General features: G+C 45.1%; 20 protein-coding genes. 9 read left to right on the forward strand and 11 right to left on the reverse strand.

The window, feature by feature from the left end; all coding sequences use genetic code 11:
* The first annotated feature begins 2 nt into the window (after positions 1 to 2).
* The 4 genes from cyoB to cyoE are packed head-to-tail and all read left to right on the forward strand — an operon-like array spanning position 3 to position 3889.
* On the forward strand, positions 3 to 2090 hold the full coding sequence (gene cyoB / locus L3V36_RS00175) for a cytochrome o ubiquinol oxidase subunit I (RefSeq protein WP_017078918.1): 2088 nt from the start codon (positions 3 to 5) through the stop codon (positions 2088 to 2090).
* Complete coding sequence (cyoC, locus tag L3V36_RS00180) at positions 2080 to 2697, forward strand: cytochrome o ubiquinol oxidase subunit III (RefSeq protein ID WP_010439790.1); 618 nt, start codon at positions 2080 to 2082, stop codon at positions 2695 to 2697. The genes cyoB and cyoC overlap by 11 nt, the downstream gene beginning before the upstream one ends.
* Positions 2697 to 3008, forward strand: coding sequence for a cytochrome o ubiquinol oxidase subunit IV (gene cyoD, locus L3V36_RS00185; RefSeq protein WP_004736302.1), 312 nt, complete (start codon positions 2697 to 2699; stop codon positions 3006 to 3008). The genes cyoC and cyoD overlap by 1 nt, the downstream gene beginning before the upstream one ends.
* A gap of 8 nt (positions 3009 to 3016) precedes the next feature.
* Positions 3017 to 3889, forward strand: coding sequence for a heme o synthase (gene cyoE, locus L3V36_RS00190; RefSeq protein WP_004736301.1), 873 nt, complete (start codon positions 3017 to 3019; stop codon positions 3887 to 3889).
* A 77-nt stretch (positions 3890 to 3966) separates the two neighbouring features.
* On the opposite strand, the gene L3V36_RS00195 is transcribed toward cyoE, so the two are convergent.
* The 5 genes from L3V36_RS00195 to L3V36_RS00215 form a co-directional block, all read right to left on the reverse strand.
* Positions 3967 to 4455, reverse strand: coding sequence for a hypothetical protein (locus L3V36_RS00195; protein WP_208773956.1), 489 nt, complete (start codon positions 4453 to 4455; stop codon positions 3967 to 3969).
* Between the two features lie 205 nt (positions 4456 to 4660).
* A complete protein-coding gene (locus L3V36_RS00200; RefSeq protein ID WP_208773962.1) occupies positions 4661 to 6637 on the reverse strand; it encodes an alkyl sulfatase dimerization domain-containing protein in 1977 nt (658 codons plus the stop codon).
* Positions 6638 to 6923: 286 nt separating this feature from the next.
* Positions 6924 to 7913 (reverse strand): biotin/lipoyl-binding protein, encoded by a 990-nt coding sequence (locus L3V36_RS00205; protein ID WP_208773964.1) that lies wholly within the window; start codon positions 7911 to 7913, stop codon positions 6924 to 6926.
* Positions 7913 to 8554, reverse strand: coding sequence for a magnesium transporter (locus L3V36_RS00210; protein ID WP_208773966.1), 642 nt, complete (start codon positions 8552 to 8554; stop codon positions 7913 to 7915). Before L3V36_RS00210 ends, L3V36_RS00205 begins: the two co-directional genes overlap by 1 nt.
* Before the next feature lie 998 nt (positions 8555 to 9552).
* A complete protein-coding gene (locus L3V36_RS00215; protein ID WP_208773968.1) occupies positions 9553 to 10788 on the reverse strand; it encodes an outer membrane protein transport protein in 1236 nt (411 codons plus the stop codon).
* A gap of 134 nt (positions 10789 to 10922) precedes the next feature.
* Between L3V36_RS00215 and L3V36_RS00220 the strand changes: the two genes are divergently transcribed.
* The 4 genes from L3V36_RS00220 (at position 10923) to L3V36_RS00235 (ending at position 14535) form a co-directional block, all read left to right on the forward strand.
* On the forward strand, positions 10923 to 11858 hold the full coding sequence (locus tag L3V36_RS00220; RefSeq protein ID WP_108121532.1) for a LysR family transcriptional regulator: 936 nt from the start codon (positions 10923 to 10925) through the stop codon (positions 11856 to 11858).
* 216 nt (positions 11859 to 12074) lie between these two features.
* Positions 12075 to 12452 carry a lactoylglutathione lyase gene (gene gloA, locus L3V36_RS00225; RefSeq protein ID WP_017095215.1) on the forward strand — a complete coding sequence of 126 codons (378 nt, stop codon included), beginning with the start codon at positions 12075 to 12077 and terminating at the stop codon, positions 12450 to 12452.
* A gap of 14 nt (positions 12453 to 12466) precedes the next feature.
* Positions 12467 to 13564 carry an alkene reductase gene (locus L3V36_RS00230; protein WP_208773970.1) on the forward strand — a complete coding sequence of 366 codons (1098 nt, stop codon included), beginning with the start codon at positions 12467 to 12469 and terminating at the stop codon, positions 13562 to 13564.
* A gap of 110 nt (positions 13565 to 13674) precedes the next feature.
* Positions 13675 to 14535, forward strand: a complete 861-nt coding sequence (locus tag L3V36_RS00235) for a DMT family transporter (protein WP_208773972.1) — start codon at positions 13675 to 13677, stop codon at positions 14533 to 14535.
* Between the two features lie 128 nt (positions 14536 to 14663).
* Here the strand turns inward: L3V36_RS00235 and L3V36_RS00240 are convergent, their stop codons facing one another.
* Entirely contained in the window at positions 14664 to 15092 is a 429-nt protein-coding gene (locus L3V36_RS00240; protein ID WP_208773974.1) for a MarR family transcriptional regulator, read from the reverse strand.
* A gap of 16 nt (positions 15093 to 15108) precedes the next feature.
* Positions 15109 to 15753 carry a cytochrome b/b6 domain-containing protein gene (locus tag L3V36_RS00245; RefSeq protein WP_208773976.1) on the reverse strand — a complete coding sequence of 215 codons (645 nt, stop codon included), beginning with the start codon at positions 15751 to 15753 and terminating at the stop codon, positions 15109 to 15111.
* Between the two features lie 224 nt (positions 15754 to 15977).
* On the opposite strand from L3V36_RS00245, the gene L3V36_RS00250 reads away from it, so the two are divergent.
* Positions 15978 to 16415 (forward strand): cytochrome c, encoded by a 438-nt coding sequence (locus tag L3V36_RS00250; RefSeq protein ID WP_208773978.1) that lies wholly within the window; start codon positions 15978 to 15980, stop codon positions 16413 to 16415.
* Positions 16416 to 16545: 130 nt separating this feature from the next.
* Here the strand turns inward: L3V36_RS00250 and L3V36_RS00255 are convergent, their stop codons facing one another.
* The 4 genes from L3V36_RS00255 to L3V36_RS00270 all read right to left on the reverse strand — a co-directional run bounded on the left by L3V36_RS00255 (position 16546) and on the right by L3V36_RS00270 (position 19009).
* Positions 16546 to 17040: a peptidylprolyl isomerase gene (locus tag L3V36_RS00255; protein ID WP_004736286.1), complete on the reverse strand. Its 495-nt coding sequence runs from the start codon at positions 17038 to 17040 to the stop codon at positions 16546 to 16548.
* 203 nt (positions 17041 to 17243) lie between these two features.
* Entirely contained in the window at positions 17244 to 17843 is a 600-nt protein-coding gene (locus L3V36_RS00260; RefSeq protein ID WP_208773979.1) for a thiol:disulfide interchange protein DsbA/DsbL, read from the reverse strand.
* 89 nt (positions 17844 to 17932) lie between these two features.
* Positions 17933 to 18298 carry a hypothetical protein gene (locus L3V36_RS00265; RefSeq protein WP_108161604.1) on the reverse strand — a complete coding sequence of 122 codons (366 nt, stop codon included), beginning with the start codon at positions 18296 to 18298 and terminating at the stop codon, positions 17933 to 17935.
* A 102-nt stretch (positions 18299 to 18400) separates the two neighbouring features.
* Positions 18401 to 19009, reverse strand: coding sequence for a TetR/AcrR family transcriptional regulator (locus L3V36_RS00270; protein WP_208773981.1), 609 nt, complete (start codon positions 19007 to 19009; stop codon positions 18401 to 18403).
* Between the last annotated feature and the right edge of the window lie 49 nt (positions 19010 to 19058).

Raw genomic sequence — 19058 nt, forward strand, 5'->3', positions numbered from 1 at the left:
TCATGTTTGGAAGATTAACTCTAGACTCAATTCCCTACCACGAACCCATTATTTTGATCACCTTAACCATGATCGCTTTAGTGGGTAGTTTAGTGGTGTATGCGGTAACAAAAGCCGGTAAGTGGCAATACCTATGGAATGAATGGTTTACGTCTGTAGACCACAAAAAACTAGGCTTCATGTACATTGCGGTCGCGATGGTGATGTTAGTTCGTGGCTTCGCCGATGCGGTCATGATGCGCAGTCAGCAATTGCTTTCTGCAGCTGGTGAGACTGGCTATTTACCGCCACATCACTACGACCAAATCTTCACGGCTCACGGCGTGATCATGATTTTCTTCGTCGCGATGCCTCTGGTTATCGGCTTGATGAACATCATCGTGCCGCTGCAAATTGGCGCTCGTGATGTTGCATTCCCTTATCTGAATAACTTGAGCTTCTGGCTATTTGTGGTGGGTATTATCCTAACCAACATGTCGCTTGGCTTGGGTGAGTTTGGCCGTACGGGTTGGTTGGCGTATCCGCCGTTGTCTGGCATTGAGGCGAGCCCGGGAGTCGGGGTCGATTATTGGATATGGGCACTGCAAATATCCGGTGTGGGTACCACGTTAACGGGTGTGAACTTCTTCGCGACTATTTTGCGCATGCGTACTCCATCTATGCCAATGATGAAGATGCCAGTGTTCACTTGGGCATCTCTGTGTGCCAACATCCTGATCATCATCTCTTTCCCAATCCTAACGGTCACCATCGCGTTACTGACTTTGGATAGATACATCGGCACGCACTTCTTCACCAATGACCTTGGTGGCAACGTGATGATGTATGTGAACTTGATTTGGGCATGGGGACACCCTGAGGTGTACATCCTAATCTTGCCTATCTTCGGTGTGTTCTCTGAAGTGACTGCAACATTCTCTCGCAAAAAACTGTTTGGTTATACCTCACTGGTATGGGCGACGGTGGCTATCACTATTTTAGCGTTTGTGGTTTGGCTGCATCACTTCTTCACCATGGGTTCTGGCGCCAATGTGAATGCCTTCTTCGGCATCGCTACCATGATTATCTCTATCCCAACCGGGGTTAAGATCTTCAACTGGTTATTCACCATGTACAAAGGACGTATCCGCTTCACCACACCAATGATGTGGACGGTCGGTTTCCTTATCACCTTCACCGTTGGTGGTATGACGGGCGTATTGATGGCGGTTCCGGGCGCAGATTTCATTCTGCATAACTCGGTATTCCTGATTGCTCACTTCCACAACGTAATCATCGGTGGTGTTGTCTTCGGTTGTTTTGCTGCGATTGGTTACTGGTTCCCGAAAGCGACCGGTTTCACTCTGAACGAGCTTTGGGGCAAACGCGCATTCTACTGCTGGATCATCGGTTTCTTGATGGCGTTCTTGCCGCTTTACGCTCTAGGCTTTATGGGCATGACGCGTCGTTTGAGCCAAGACATCAACCCTGAGTTCTTCCCTCTACTGGCGGTTGCGGCTGCAGGTACGGGCGTGATTGCGATGGGTGTGGTGTGTCAGTTTGTTCAGATTTACGTGAGTGTTCGTGACCGCGACCAAAACCGAGATCTAACGGGTGACCCGTGGGGTGGACGTACCTTCGAATGGGCAACATCGTCACCACCACCGTTCTACAACTTTGCAAAACTGCCTAAGGGCGATGAGATCGATTCGTTCTGGTATCAAAAGCAAAGTGGTGAGTTTGATCCAACTCAGGAAGAAGAATACGAACGTATTCACATGCCGAAGAACACACCGACAGGCATTTATGTGTCTGCATGGGCGTTGGCATTTGGCTTCGCAATGATCTGGTACATCTGGTGGCTAGCGGCTGCAAGCTTAGTGGGTATCGTGGTGACGTGTATTCAACACAGCTACAACGACGATGTGGACTACTACGTGGAAGTTGAAGAGATCAAAGCGATTGAAGCGGCTCGACGTGCGCAGCTTGCAGAAGCGAAAAAACAGTCAGTGAAAGGCGACCATTCTGGTCGTGGTAACAGCGCTGACAGTGATGCTGATAGTGGTAATAACGACAATAAAGATGATTTGGAGACGACGTATGCAAGCTAATACTCCGTCACACACTTATGATCTTGCACATTCGCATGATCATCACCACGAAGCTGCGGGCAACAAGTTGTTTGGCTTCTGGGTTTACTTGATGAGTGACTGTGTCCTGTTTGCCACGCTTTTCGCGACGTATGCCGTGCTTGAGAGTGGATCGATTGCAGGGCCGACAGGTAAAGACATCTTTGAACTGCCGTTCGTGTTTGTCGAAACCATGATGCTGCTGTTCAGTAGTATCACCTTTGGTTTTGGCATGATTGCGATGAAGCGCAAAGACGTGACCGGACTGAAGCGCTGGATCAAAGTGACTTTCGTATTGGGCTTAGCCTTTATCTGTATGGAAGTGTATGAGTTCCATCACTTGATTGCAGAAGGCTATGGTCCTCAAGAGAGTGCGTTCCTTTCAGCGTTCTTTACCTTGGTTGGCACACACGGTTTACACGTAACGTTTGGCCTGATTTGGATGGCGGTGGCGTACCACCAACTTTCAACCAAAGGCTTGAACGACAACATGTCGATGCGCTTCCAGTGCTTGAGCTTGTTTTGGCACTTCCTTGATATCGTTTGGATTTGTGTATTTACCATCGTGTACTTAATGGGGGTGATGTAATGGAACAGCATCTAGACAGTGGTGCAACGGATTATGTGAAAGGCTTTATTGCGTCACTGATTCTCACCATTATTCCGTTCTACATCGTGTGGGCGCATGTATTACCAAGCACAGAAACGTACGTGATCTTGTTCGGCTGCGCGTTGGTGCAAATTTTTGTGCACTTTAAGTACTTCTTACATATGGAAGCGAAATCTTCCGATGGGCGTTGGAACTTGGTGTCACTGATGTTTACCGCCATTGTTGTATTGATTCTTATCGCTGGCTCGGTATGGATCATCTACAACATGAACGTCAACATGAAGTTGTAGGCTAGGGTATGCTGAAAAGATATCTGTCTATCACCAAACCGGGCATCATTTTCGGCAACCTGATTTCTGTTGCGGCGGGGTTCTTCCTCGCCGCAAAAACAGAACCAGCCAGTGCGATGTTGTTACTGACAACATTAGCGGGTGTGGGACTTGTGATTGCATCAGGTTGTGTTGTGAACAACATCTTTGATCGAGACATCGACCAAAAGATGAAGCGCACACAAAATCGAGAATTGGTTCAAGGAAACATCAATACAGATGTAGCGTTCGTCTATGCCTTGGTTTTACTGCTAGCAGGCACAGCGCTGCTGTTTCAGTTCGCTAATCCGATCTCTGCGGTCATGGTGTTGCTTGGCTATGTGTTTTACGTCTTTTTCTACACCATGTGGTACAAGCGTACATCGGTTTACGGCACTTTAGTCGGCAGTATTTCTGGCGCGGTTCCGCCGTTAGTGGGCTACTTGGCGGTGACTAATTACATTAGTTTGGAAGCGGTTTTGTTGTTCGCGATGTTCTGTTTATGGCAAATGCCACACTCGTACGCGATCGCGATGTTCCGCCTTCAAGATTATCGAGATGCAGGCATTCCAGTGTTACCGGTGAAAGAGGGCGTCGACAAAGCACATCAACACATGAAAGCGTATGTTGTGGCGTTTGGCGCAGTCTCGTTGGCGCTGTTCCTACTTGGGGAAGCAGGTTATGAATACCTAGCAGTGTCGGCAGCAGTCTGTTTTATGTGGACCAAAGTGACATTCCGCAAAGTCGATTGCCTTAACTACATCCAGTGGTCAAAGACCGTCTTCAAGGTCTCTCTGCTGGTGGTGATGAGCATCAGTGGTGTGCTGGGGCTGGAGTTGATTCCGTTGCCTACGCTTTTTTGATTTAAGTTTGTCGTTGAACCCTCAATGTTCTGAAGTCCGAGGGTTTGACGACTTTTTATCTGTCCCGCTTTAAGCTATTACCCTTCAAAAATATCACTCAGCCAATCTTCAAGCTGCTCTCGTTTATCTTGTGGGCCGTTGATGATCACTAAGCCGTTTAGTGTCGCGTGATCCCAAGAGATGGTGCCAGTTGCCAACGCATCGAACACATCGAGTTCCGTAATCAGTAATAGATCTTCCTCGGTAGGCAAAGTATCTCTGCCTGAGACATCGACCCCCTTCTCAAATTTCACTTGGCTGTAATGACCTTTGATTGCTTCGAACAAGTTGAACTCAATTTTGCTTGGGTGGGGTTTCGCAAGCGCAGCCTTGATGGCAAAGAGTCGAAAGTGATCCGGCTTATTGAAGTTGTTGAATTCATCGTCTTGTCTGGCTGTGATGACGTTGCCAAACACCTCGAGTGAACCGGGCTCTGTCACCAAACTAAACCCGGTCTCTTGGTGAAGACCGCAGGCAAACGTGAGTGAAGAGGTAAGCGAAAGAATCAGAGCAAATCGTTTTAACATAATGGTTATCGAGACCTATAACAGGGTTAAGAATCTGACGCCAGAAGCCGAACCTGACGATAAAAAAAGGGACCACAAAGGGTCCCTGTATTTGTTTGTCGTCCATGTGAAGCGGTCAGCGTATTGGTTGATAGTGTGTTAGTGATTGTTTACTAACGCTATCATCGAAGAGCTATCGCCGAAGAGCGACCGTTCGAGCTCACTATTAGCGAACGATGAGCATGATCTCTTCTGGAGTCATTGGCTTATCGAAGTAGCTCATGAATTGACCGAAGCCTTTGATGTCGCCATTCGAGAACTTGAATGCACCAGACTGTAGGTTGGTACCAATCACTTGTTGAGCGTTTGGACCCGCAATCAAGATTTGGTTCAATACTGCACGAGTGGTGTTGATTTGAACATCTGCGCCTTTCACTGCCTCTTCGTGTAACTGAGCAATGCCGTTGCGAATTTCGATAGTGAATGCTTCGTTAGTATCAGAGAAGTTGTACGTTAGCATCATGTTTACGTCTAACGAGTTTTCTGCGATTAGCGTCGACGTCATCATATCGAAGATTTGCTTACTTGGTAGGGCAGTTAGTACGTCTACAGAAGCAAAGCTGATCATGTTAGAGAAATCACGAGTACCTTCTAGTTCAGCTGCAGCATTCAATGCCCAGTTGCGCCAGTTGATGTTCACTTGATCTGCAGACCATGCTTTGTAAGCTTGTGCTTTCAGTAAGCGTGCTTCCATGTCATCTTTGTTTACCGTGATTGGGTAAGAAAGAATCTCTGCTGCAAAGGTGTAGTTCTCTGCTTTCATCGCCGCTTTTGCTGTGTCGATGATGTTGTCACGACCGCCCATGATCTCTACGAATGCTTTAGCGCGTTGCTCGTAAGCCATTGGCTCTAGCTGCCATGGATCCGCTTCGAAGAAACCGTTGTAACCTACGTAAATTTGGCGAACGGCGTGTGCAACGGTACCGTAGTGCTCACCTAACCAAGGGTGCTCAGCAAGGTGCTTAGGAAGTTTAACCACTTCAACTAGCTCGTCTGGCGTCATACCTTTGTTCATGTAACGGATTGTTTGGTCATGCGTGTATTGAATCGCATCACGATAAGCCGTTAATACGTCAGATACAGCTTCTTTACCTTCAACAGGACGACCGTGAGAGTTAATCATGATCTCAGTGTCGAACTTACGCATTATGTCGATGCCCTTGAACCACATTGATGGGTCACGGAATTTAGTACCACGGATGGTGTGAAGGTTAGGGAAGTTCTCACCTTGAAGTACTTCAGCCGCGTGCAGGATTTTCTGCTCTGGGAAGTAAACCACTAACTCATCTTTAGTTTCAGATGGCACGTTCTCGATGTGCATCTTAACGCCAGCAATTTCAATTTCAATGTGGCTTTGGCTTGGTACAAGCAGGTTTGGTTCAATGAACGAGATAGCACCTTGCATGAAACGTGGACCAAGGCCGTCGTTTACTGTGCCGTGCTCACCTTCTTCTACGTGCTTAGCACCTGTGTAAGAAGTACGGTGACCAAATAGAGTACCTAGGTTTGAAGACCAGTTAGCCACTGCTGCGGTTAGGCCTTCTTCAGCGATGATTTTTACTTCGCCTGATGCTACTTCTTCATCAGTCACCCATGCACGCACACCAGAGATGTGGTCGATGTGGTTGTGAGAATAGATGATGGCTTTAACCGGCTTGTCTGTGATTTGACGGAACTGTTCTTTAACCGATTGAGCCATTTCTACCGACTCGCCTGGATCAACAATGATGATGCCATCCGTACCTTCGATCATGACAGGAGTGTCTAGACCGAAGCCGTAACCAAGATAAATATTGTCATCCACTTTGATGATTGCTTGGTCCATTTTACGACCGTGCTTGGTGAGGATTGGATGAACGTGATCAGATTCTTCTGTGTAAGCCAGAGAGTCGCCCGTTTTCGATACAACTTGGATGCGCTCGCCTTTGCCCCAGAATAGGTTTGACTTGTGTTCGAAAAGAACCTCACTCTTGTAGCGAGCATCAAGGTCAATGTTTTGGTATTGCGCAGCATTTGCTGTTTGAAGTTCTTGGCCTACTTTCGATGTCGCTTCTACAGTTGGAGTTGCAGATGCAAAACCAGAAGCAAATAGAGCGCTCGCAACAGCAACAGGAAGTGCCATTTTTTTGAATGTATTAGTCATGGTAGTGACCTTATATTTGGATACAGGAATTGGATTTCTTGAGCCAAATGATAGAGGTGGGAGAGGTCGCTATCTACGCGCGAACAGGATTTCAATCTATCGGTTTTACGATTGATTGGATAACTAATGATTATTTTTGCGATTTATTTTGATCTAAATCAATTAGTAAGTGGGGGCTTGTGACAGATACAAAAATGCCCTGAAATTCAGGGCATTTAATTTGGAACTAATGGCTGTTATATAAGTGTTTACCGAGAACCTGAGTACTTACCGAGAATCTGAGTACTTACCAAGCACCTAAGTAAGACTTGTAAGATTGTAGGCGAACCGTTGCTGCGCCGATTACATCGATGAAGCCCCAGAACGGATGCGGCTTCTCAGCCGAGATCCAAGCCGCGCCAGTTGAACCAATAGGGATGTTGTAACCTTCTGGTTCGATGATCTCAAGTACGATAGTACGACCTAAAGCATTACCGTTTCTTACCACGTGTTGACCGACGCTTTGTGGCCCCTGAAGTGGAGAAATACTCGACTCACCGGTACCGGCATTAAAGCTGTGTACTTTTGCTCGGAACACGTGCCCTGGGTAGGCATCAACGAAGAACTCAGCGAAGTCTCCTACTTGAACATAGCCATAAGTTTGGTCTGAAATACGCATCTCAAGAAACTTTTTGCTGGTGTTGTAGAGGTGCATGTTACCCATTACAGAACCTTCAGCAATATTCACTATCGATACCTGACCGTCAAATTCCGCTCTAATGGTTTTCTTCTCTTGCGCCCAGTTCACTTTTTGTAGATCGGCTTTTAACGACACAAGTTCAGCGTGCAGCACTCGAAGATCGGAGTCGTACTTTTCTACGTCACGCATATTGAAGATTTCTGGTGACGTTTCAGCACGCTCTAAGTCGCGAGTCATTTGCTTGATTTCTTCTTCTTTCTGAACAATTGAAGATTCGATCTTTGCTTTGTCTGCGGCAGAATCGATGTCGACGAGCGTGTAGATTATGTCGCCTTCTTTAACCATTTGGTTGTGTTCAACAAGCACTTTGTCGATCTGCTGGCCGAAGATAGGTGACATCACCGCGTGTGGTGCTTTCACTGTGGTCGAGTTCGTTAAATCAACGGGTGCCCACAAGCGAGAGATAACCGCTAATACCGCAAGGATTGTTACGCCGCCAATGGCAGCCCAGGTATAGTTTTTGAAGTTCTTCTTAAGTGCGCCTGTCGCAAACAGTGACCATACAATTAGGATGTATGGAATCATCATCTCTTTCATTATGCGACCTCTTTTTCTGTAGGGGATGGTTTTGTTGGAGTCTTTTCTTCTGAAGCCTGTTCTTTTGAAGGCTGAGCTTCTGAAGACGGTTCTACTGGAGACTGTTGTGTTTGAGACGGCTCTGTTACCGATTGTTCAGGTGATACGTGTACTGCGGCTGTCTCTGTATTGGTCGCGTCTTGTTTTGGCTGTACACCACGGCGAATCACATCACTCAGTGATTGACCAATATGCTTCCAGTTCGCCAATGCGATAACCAAAGCGATAACCCAGAATGTTTTGCTGATGAAGAGCCCGCAAAGTGACAGTGCAAACACGATTTGTACGTGAGCGCTTTTGTGTTCTTTTGCTTTATGCACACCCAGTTCATGCAACTGCCACATGCCGTAAACACCGGCTAATACCACAGCAATGGTCACCGAGAACAAGTAACCAGAGAAGGACTCCATCTGGAAGAAGTTCATCATCATTTCATTGGGATGGTTGTTGAATTGAGACATGTCGATGTCTTTAGAATGGATTGTGCCTAACGGTGCAAGAGCCCATGCACCGGCAAACATCACCGCCATAAACAGGCAGAATTTAATCAAGACCATAGTAACGGCCCAGATCTTCTGGAAAACGATTTTTATAAAGTTCATATCTCAACCTACATCAATAAGAAGAGAGAATTTGCAGCCTAGAAGTCACCTTTAATGACATCTTAAAAAGTAGATGTCTATTATGTGGGTAGATTGGTGCTCATAATAAACAAAAGTAACAGATGATATTTAAAGTGATATTGCTCAGTCCAGACAACCGATTCTCGGTATCAAGAAGCGAATATGCTCCTCTACAAATCAACCTTTATTATTTGTCAGCAGACGTAAATTAGATGGCTATGAGGCGTTCGAATTAATATTCGTGCTGCTTTTCAGCGACTGTCTTTATTACGTGTATTACCTCGGTAATCGAGGGGCTCTTCCATGACAATTGACATACCAAAGTAAAACATTTGTCAGCATTCTGTTTGGGCAAAGAATTGATTTGTTAGCAGGATAATAGGAAGAGTTTTGAGCAGTATCTACCCAGAATTACGATTTGATAATATCGTAATTACGATTAGTAGTTATAACTCTAAATCGGTAGGGTGATTTATTTGAAAAGGCTCATATACAGATAGAAAACATTGTTCATTAACTTGGTTTGGATCAATGAAATGACTAATAAAAGCATCAATAAGCAATTTGGCGGAATTAATCTTTTTACACGCTTCTTACAATAAAAGGAGTACTAGAAACGAATGATGGATGACATATAACTGATAATAGGTTTTTTGAACACTGGAAAAATACGTTTCTGTTTACGGTAGAGCGCTGGATTCGAAATATTGTAGCTTTAATTCCTCAAATGTATATCTCAATGTCGCTGAACACAGTGTCATGATAAGCGAGACAATAACGTATTGTTTATGTTCTATTGAATATGTAATCTAACCCAATCAAATGCGATGTTGATTGGGGATAAAACATTGCAGTTGAAGAACAGATAGAGAAAGACCTAGCAGATAGCTAGGCCTTGATGTTGTGCACGAGTGAGGCCATGAATCAGGCACTGTGCGTGACTCATAGATAATCGACGAAAGGTCGAGACTGCCGCTTTACAGGAAGAGGTAGTTCGCTTGCATACCAAAGAAGTGCGCGCTGTTCTCATAAGCGCCTTGAACATTGATAACTTGCCCCTTCGAGTAATTAAGCTCAGGCTCGTCCAGATCAATGTAATCGTAGTAAGCGCGCAGTTCCCAGTTCTTATTGAGCGCATAGGTGGCACCGGCGCCAATACGTTTGGTTTCGCCTACAGGAAGATCCATATATTGATGAGTTGCGTCATCTTGAGGCGAAGTCTCGTAGCTGATGCCTGTTTCTAGTCGCAAGGTTGGGGTGATTTGGTAATGAGTACCTATGGCTAGGTTCCACACATCGTCAAAGTTACGGTCGACAACTTTTACTGAATTATCATTGATGTCTAGCGTGAGGTCAGTCCAAGTTGATAGGTCATACCAAGTCACACTCCACAGCATGTCCCATTGGTCATTGACGGCGTGCACGCCGCTAATTTGGATGTGTTGAGGCATGATAAAGTCGAGCCCAACATCACGCTTGGTGTCGCTAGCCGAATGTTGAAGATGCCCTTCACCGTAATGAGTAAGTTCAGAGCGGTAGATAAAGCCAAAACGGTGTTGTTCGTTCGGTTGGTAAAAGGCACTAAGAGAGTAGCCAACCGTGAAATCATCCGCGTCTGCTTCGAATAAGTGTTCAGATCCAATGTCGCCAGTGCCGATAAAAGGATTCAACTCGCCGTTTGCAGTGAGGTATTCCGCATTGACTGAGGCACCCAACGAAAGCTGCTCATTCACTTTGTAAGATATCGAAGGCATCAGTTGAACAGTCATGAATTCAACATTCTTTAATAAACGCTGCCCAGAAAAGTTATCACCATAATCGATCCCTGAACCACCTTGAGAAGCCAAAGCAAAACCAGCGTGAAATTTGTCGTTGATAGGGGTAACAAAGTAGAAGCTTCCTACCGGAGCCCAACCGCCAGCATCAATGTTACTGTCAAAACGCTCTGTTGGGTCTGTGTCTGAATAGTTGATGTCTGTGTAGAGGCCTGCCAGATTGACGGTGAGTTCAGGGTTTTCTAGCTGAGACATAGCGGCAGGGTTAGTCCATGCGGTTAACGCACTTTCAGCTAACGCTGCCGATCCTGCGCCTGCGGTACTTGCGTTGAGAGAACCAAGTTCAGGAAGAAGGTGAGCCGCAGCCAGTGCTGGGTTTGAAAGCATCGCGTTACTCGTCATCATCGCAATAGTGATGGCAAGGTAGTGTTTTTTCATGGGGAAACCTATTAAGAAACTAATTACGCGGGATGTTAGTGTCTCAATTTGGGACTTTAAACGAGGGATTCTTATTTCATTCTATCGCTTTTACGATAGCATAGTACTCATGGTCGCCTAACGAATAATGATATATGAGTAATGACATCCCCAACTTCAACCTACTTGCTGTTTTTTCTGCGGTGATGGAGCAGGGCAGTTTAAGTAAGGCTGCGGATCAACTCAGTACCAACCAATCGACCATCAGTACCGCGTTAGCCCGCCTAAAGAAAGAGATTGGCCAAGAGCTTTTTGTTCGTAAAGGAAGAGGTGTTGCGCCTACGTCTTATGCGCAAAGCTTGTATGAACAAATTAAAGCGCCGATCAATGAACTCAATGGCGTCTTTCAGTCGATGGCGAATTTTGATGAGCAATCCTCTGAACGTAAATTTGTGATTTCTGCACCTGAGCACTTACAGTGGGTGCTGCTCAATAGTTTCGCGGCGCTTCCTAATCAAAACTTGTCTTTAGAAGTATTTGATCAACCGGACAGTGATGAGCGCATTTACGAAGATCTTTTGACGCAAGAGTTCGATGCGATGATCGATATTGTGGTACCTGAACACCCAAGTATCGTCAGTGAAACACTTTATGAAGGCGAGTTTGTGATCGTGTGTCGAGCTGATCACCCACGAATCCAAGGTGAAATCAGCGAAGCTCAGTTCCTAAGTGAAAAGCATGCCGTATTAGACAGAACGCGACGCAAAGTTCGCAGTTTAAATCACTACACTTCTTTGGATCTGTCCCAACGTAAAATCGTATTTCACGGGCGTTCGCTGTTCAGTAATATCTTGCTGTGTAGCCAATCTGATTACATTACTGTAGTGCCTTTATCAATGGCCGTGCAGTTCCAAGAAAAGTTAAGTTTGCAGCTATTCAAGCCGCCTTTTGAATATCAGCCGATGTCTCACTACCTGATTTGGTTGAAGAAGCAGAACAGCGACCCCGCTCATAAATGGTTCAGAGAACAAGTCATCAGTACATCAGATACAATGTCGAAGGCGCTTAAAGATAGGCGTTTGCGGTTTTAATTGAGAGTTTAATTCTAGGGAAGCATTGGCTTCCCTTTTTTGTGTCATTGAGTTCGTGCTAGTCATAAACTTCATAACAAAAAATTATCACATTGAGAATTTTTGATAATTTCCTTAATTCTTCGATGAATCGTATTATTTCACTCAGAGATTAGTGGATAACCTCCACTCAAAATAATAACGGCGCCATGCTTGTGGTGCTAATAAGGGTGAAATATGAAATTCCTACACACAATGATCCGAGTTACTGATTTAGACAAGTCCATCGAGTTCTACACCAAGGTATTGGGAATGAAGGAACTTGAACGCCACGAGAACAAAGACTACCGCTACACATTAGTTTTTGTTGGCTACGAACAAGGCGGCACGACTATCGAGCTAACGTACAACTGGGATACGAATGAGTACGAGATGGGCAGCGCGTTCGGTCATCTGGCATTGGGTGTAGAAGATATTTACTCAGCATGCGACAAGATCAAATCGCTAGGTGGCAACGTCACTCGCGAAGCAGGTCCAGTGAAAGGCGGTTCAACTCATATCGCTTTTATTACTGACCCAGACGGCTACCAAATCGAACTGATTCAACTAGGCTAATCGAGGATATAACAATGACAAACGCACTATTTCAACCAATTCAACTTGGTAATATCGAGCTTAAAAACCGTATTGTTATGCCACCGATGACGCGTTCTCGCGCAACGCAACCTGGTAATTCAGCAAACGACATGATGGCGGCTTACTACGCTCAACGCGCTTCTGCAGGTTTGATTATTGCGGAAGGTACACAAATTTCACCTATGGGCCAAGGTTATGCTTGGACTCCAGGTATCTATTCTGATGAGCAGATTGCTGGTTGGAAAAAAGTGACTGATGCCGTACATGAAAAAGAGGGCGTTATCTTCGCTCAACTTTGGCATGTAGGCCGTGTCACACACCCAGACAACATTGGTGGTGAACAACCAATTTCGTCTTCTGCACTTAAAGCAGAAAACGTAAAAGTATTCATCGATAACGGCACTGATGAGCCGGGTTTTGTGGATGTGGTTGAACCTCGTGAGATGACGAAAGAAGACATCAAAGCAGTGGTTGAACAATATCGCCAAGCGGCTTTGAACGCGATTGAAGCAGGCTTTGATGGTATCGAACTTCACGCCGCGAATGGTTACTTAATCAACCAATTCATCGATTCTGAAGCAAACAATCGCACTGACGAATACGGTGGTTCAATCGAAAACCGTTTACGTTTCCTAGGTGAAGTGGTTGAGGCTATGGTTGAAGCGATTGGTGCTGACCGTGTTGGTGTGCGCCTTGCTCCGTTCACATCGTTGAATGGTACGGTTGACGCTACGCCAGTGGAGACTTACACAGCGGCGGCAGCATTACTTAACCTATACAAAATTGTTTACCTGCACATTGCAGAAGTCGATTGGGACGATGCACCTGAAACACCAAAAACCTTTAAATCAGCAGTACGTAATGCTTATCAAGGTGTCCTGATTTATGCGGGTAAATACGATAGCGAGCGTGGCGAAAAAGCGGTTGCTGAAGGCGTAACTGACATGGTTGGTTTTGGTCGTCCATTCGTTGCTAACCCAGATTTACCAGCTCGTATTCAAAATGGTTACCCACTTGCGGCGCACGATCCAAACACATTGTTTGGTGGTGCGGAAAAGGGTTTAATTGATTACCCAGAATACGCAAGTTAAAAACAGCTGCCTGAAGCAGAGTATTGAGATAGTATCTTGATCCTGTTGAATGTTTATAAAAAGCAACCTTGCAGAGTCGGGTTGCTTTTTTTGTTATTGGATCAAGTAAAATGATGAAAGCGATGCGCGGAGAGCTTTACCTCCTATTTGCTACCCTGTTAGCTGGGATTGGATGGATTGCATCTAAGCTGGTGGTATTAGAAATGCCGGGGCCAGTGTTCATTGGTGTGCGATTCCTCGTCGCGAGTTTGATTCTTCTACCGTTTTGTATTCATCACATTCGTAAGCTTTCGCTTAAGCAGATTCTGTCTCTTTGCGGCGTAGGTTTGTTGCTGTCTGCCTCTTTGCAGGTATGGGTGTTTGCAGTATCGGTGACAGAAAGCTTGTCGGAAGGGGCATTCATCATGAGCCTCGCCATGATCATTGCGCCGTTTGTTTCTTGGATTATCTTCCGAGTGAAACCGAATCGTGCATTTTGGATGTCTTTCCCTATCGCGATTATCGGTATGCTACTGCTGACTTTGGGCAATGGTTGGAATGTAGAGCAGAGTCAGATTTACTTCTTGCTAGCATCGATGTTGTTGTCTGTTCACTTTGTGATGAACAAGCGTGTGATTACCAATATCAAACCTATCGCATCAATCTGTGTACAGCTGTTTGTGGTGGGTGTGAGTGGTTTAGCCTTTGCTTCTATGACAGCTCAGCCGGAGTTCGAAATCACCAAAACCTTAGTCTTCTGGTTTATCGTTTCTGCGGTGATCGCAACGTCTATTCGTTACTTGCTGCAAACGGTCGGTCAGCACTCCGTGAACATGGAAGTGGCGGCATTGATCATGATTCTTGAGCCTGTGTGGACGCTGCTGTTAAGTGTGAGCGTATTAGGCGAAAGTGTAGAGATGCAGAAGTTACTTGGTGGGGCGGTGATCATTGCTTCACTGTTTTGCTATATCAAATGGTCGAGACGAAAATAAAACACTCGGCGCAAGGCCGAGTGTGGGTTGTTTTTCAATACACGTTCAGAGTGTAATCATTTCTAAGCACTAAGCACTAAGCACTAAGCACTAAGCACTAAGCATGCTAAGCAGTGAACGCGGTAAGATCAGATTGCCGCGACTACTTTCTGAAGTAGCTTGAGCATTTGTTGCTGTTCTTCAGCATCTAACTCATTCATCAACGCTTTGTTTACACGAACTGGCACTGGAATGAGTTGTTCTTCAAGTGCTTTGCCTTTTTCCGTTAAGTAAATTCGGAAAGAACGGCGACTGTTTGGATCGGCTCTGCGTTCGACCAGTTCAAGCTTTTCTAACTTGTCTAATGTGCGTGTCGTTGTTGAATTCTCGACTTTGGATTTCGCAGCAATATCACGCTGAGTCACACCTTCTTCTTCCCAAAGACACATCATGGTTGGCCATAGTGCAATGCTTAAGCCATGTTCCTTCAATTCCGTGTCGAAATCTTTGGTCGCTTTATTGGCGATCACATTGATCATCCAACCAAAGCTTTTTTGTCTATCAAACTCTTCTGGCATCTGTCGCTACCTAATTTTACTGTGATATTACAACTATTGTCATCGTAACTAATACCGATGCAATTAGCACCAACAACGCTTTCATATTTGATGAAAAAGCCAATTGACTGCCATTTCTGAAATAATCCGTTGACGCTGAATGGTTTTGTTTGCCTGTGATCATGGCAAGAACCAGCGGTTTTGAACGCAGTTTGTAGATGATAATGGCCACCAAGTGCAGTACGACAAATGCCACTAACATGCGTGCTGCAATACCATGCACACCACAGAACACATCAAATACTGCATCAGTAATCACGCATTCCGAGCCTGGAATCGCATCAAAGAAACCGGCAATAACAAGCCCAGTAATACATTGGATAAACAGAGTCGTGATCATTCCTATCACCATCCACGCACCTAACGGATTATGTCCCGGTTTTGGTCGTGCTTTTCCGAGGAAGTAATTCCAAGCCGATTTTGGGGAGCTAATAAATTGAGAAAAGCGACTGGTATCGCTGCCGACGATTCCCCAAACCAAGCGCCATAAAATCAGACTGAACAGTGCGAGGCCTAAGTAAACATGAGGGCCTTGTCCGTTAAACCCTGACGCAGCAAGACCAATAAAGAGTGCGGCTTGAAGCCAGTGATAAAGTCGAGTTGGTAGATCCCAGATTTTCATAATGCTTTTCCTGTTTGCGAATTTGCTTGGTGGGAATAATTTACACAACAATAGTTGCATGAGCAACTATTGTTGTGTAAATTAATTGCATCTCATCGATTACGGCTGAACTATCAAGCCGTAATTTACTAAGAAACCAATCAGTAATTAACGAACAAATCACTCAGTCAATTAGCCACTCAGTCAATTAAGCACTCAATCAATTAATCACTAGGAATGACACTATGAAAAAATTCACTATCGCTTTAATCATCGCACTGCCTACGATTGCTCTACCTATGATCTCTATCGCTGCAGCGGATGTTGTAAATAATCGCCAGCACGCTTTTAGCTCTATTGAAGAGGTCAGCAAACAAGTCGATTCAGAATTGAATAACAGTGACGTGGATTGGCTGAAAGTGGGTGAGCTAAGTGACATGTTGGTGGAACATGGAACTGTATTGAACGCGAGTTTTGCTGAAGGTGATACTGGAGGTAAGGCAAAAAAGGAGATTTGGAGCAAGCCTGAGAGATTTAACCAACTGATGTTGCAGATGAACCAAGGCTTTTCTGAGCTTTATCAAGCGAGTGTTGAGCAAGATTTGCCGAGCGCAGAACAAGGGTTAGATTCTGTGAACAATACTTGTAAAGGATGTCACCGCACTTACCGCTCTCGTTGGTAACGATTCTAATAACGAGCTTTGGATACAGGTGGTAAAGTCGAATCCTTACCACCATAGTCCTAGCGCGCTGCCTTCTTTGCTTTGTGCAATCAATTCGAATGCACTAGGGGCAGGAAAGCACGTGAGTGAATTAGTCGCGAACAGTGACTTTAGTAATCACGATGTCTTCACACGGCACATCTTCATGTCCCCAGCGAGTGGTGGTTGGTGCAAGCGCAATCTTGTTTACCACATCCATACCTGCTGATACCTTGCCAAACACAGCGTAGCCCCAACCTGAGTTGCTGGTTGCTGTATGATCAAGGAAATCATTGTCGTCAAGGTTGATAAAGAACTGCGCCGTTGCTGAATGAGGTGCGTCAGTGCGAGCCATTGCGAGAGATCCAATCACGTTCTTTAAGCCGCGGTTAGCTTCATTCACAATAGGTGCACGAGTTGGTTTTTCTGTCATGTCGATAGTGTGTCCACCACCTTGAATCATGAAACCTTCAATAACACGGTGAAATGTTGTGCCTTCGTAGAAGCCATCTTGGCAGTATTTAAGGAAGTTTTTCGACGTTACTGGCGCTTTTTCAAGGTTCAGTTCAATTTCAATGTCGCCAAAGTTTGTGGTCAGAATGATCATAAAGGTCCCAATATTTGAGTGCTAATATTTTGAGTGCAACAGCACAGTGGTTAGCTTATTTGAGTGCAGTATATGAAAAATTGTGGAGGATGCCAGTTAACAATGCTTCCCAAGCGGATTTACGGGAATGGTGAGTGGCTAGGGATACTTCATATATAAGAAAGCCAGCAATGAAGTCACTGGCTTTGAGGTGAAAAACGGACTTAGAGCGTTAGCAGGTAGTTAACTAGTTGGTTGTACTCTTCGTAGCTCTTGATTTGATCCGGTTTCACGATGTATTTGTTGTTAACCAGAACTCCAGGAACACCTGTTAGTGTGCTTTGATCAAACTCTTTATCGAAACGTTTTTGCATCGAGTTCACTGCAAAGCTGTTGTATGCCGCATCAAACTTCTTCGCATCGATACCGTTATCAATGAAAACTTCACGCAGTTCTGCTTCATTTTTTGGTGTTTGTTGCTTCTCATGGATCTGAGTAAACATGGCAGGAACCATGCTTTCTTCAGCGTCTAGCGCAATCATGGTCGCGTAAGCCTTCGCCATTGGTACTGCCATGTTGTTACCCATAAAAGCGACGTGCACTTTTTGGAAGCTTGCTGACTTTGGCAAGTCTGCTTTTAGGTACTTAATGACCCCTTCAAACTTGTAACAATGTGGGCAGTAGAAAGAGAAAAATTCGGTAACGACAGGCTTGTCGGCCTTTACTACATCAAGGATTTTGTAGTGCGTGCCTTCTTCAAATTGTGCGGCGTTTACTGAAGCGCTCAAGAGTAGAGCGGCAAAGAGGCTAAACAGTTTTTTCATGTGTTCATTTCCTAAATTCGGATGTCATTTGATACAGCAAAAATGCTGTTATAACTTGGTGGCAGATATTGCCAAACAGGGACAAACGATTAGGAAATAGGGGGGCGGTATGGCGCTTGTGGTGCAACAATCGCTTTGTGCGAAGGCTCTTTTTCTATCAGTGCCAGTGATTCAATCTGTGGTTCGAAAGATTCAGAAACGATCAGTGGTGGCATTTTCAGTAGACAGACCGATCCACAGCAGTGGTGCTCAACGGTGGGTTGTGCGCTGGAAAAAGGTGTTGGGGTGCTCTCTACAGAACTGATGTTAGAAGCAGAGAAAGAGAAGCTATTGGCAGAAGTTGATTGAGCTTGCAGAGCATTGCTGCTCGCGATGCTGTCCACACTAATGGTGGCCATTAGCATAGCGAAGAGCATGAAAGCGTGTACCCAAATTTTGTTAATCAACTTTGGCATGAATTCTTAGTCTTGGTCAACGAGTGAAGCAGGCGAATCATACCTCACTCGTTTGCGCATCTCTAATCAAACCCAATAAAACTTAGCCGAGCTCAACTTTTATTACGCTTGATACTGTTTCAGGAACATCTCGACACTGGATTGGATGATCACCTGTTTGTGTGCAGCATCCGGTGACGGCGTATGACCAATGATTTGTGGCCAAAATGCAAAAGACTTTAACAGTGCAATAAACTGGGTAGATGCAAATAGAGGGTCTAGTTCAATCAAGCGGTCATCTGCCAGTGCTGCTTTAATCCAGGTTGTGAGTCCACTTTCTGCTTGGGAATATTTCTCCATAGCTTGATGCGCCAGTTCGGCGTTATGGAAATACTCTGAGAACAGCACGCGAGATAAGTCGATAAAGCCTTCTGATTCTAAAAGCTCTAGTTCTTGATTAGCAATCGAAGCGAGTTGTTCATTAAGAGGTAGTTCTGTTTGATAAGGGAAATGGGTAGCGGCGAGAGTCTTGCTCCAAATGCTGTCCAAAATCTCATCTAAAAGCAGTTCTTTGCTGGCAAAGTGGTTGTATACCGTGCGCTTTGATACTTCCGCGCGGCTCGATATTTTATCCATGCTGGTGGCCTTGTAACCGTGCTCAGTAAACTCTGCGATAGCAGCGGCAACGATCGATTCACGTTTTCTTTGGCTTAGTGTTTTTTTTACAGTCATCGGGATACTACTCAATAGGTCGCGGTTAGCATTGCACACGCTAATTTTA

Source organism: Vibrio sp. G-C-1 (assembly GCF_021728015.1).
In the GTDB taxonomy this organism is placed as follows: domain Bacteria; phylum Pseudomonadota; class Gammaproteobacteria; order Enterobacterales; family Vibrionaceae; genus Vibrio; species Vibrio splendidus.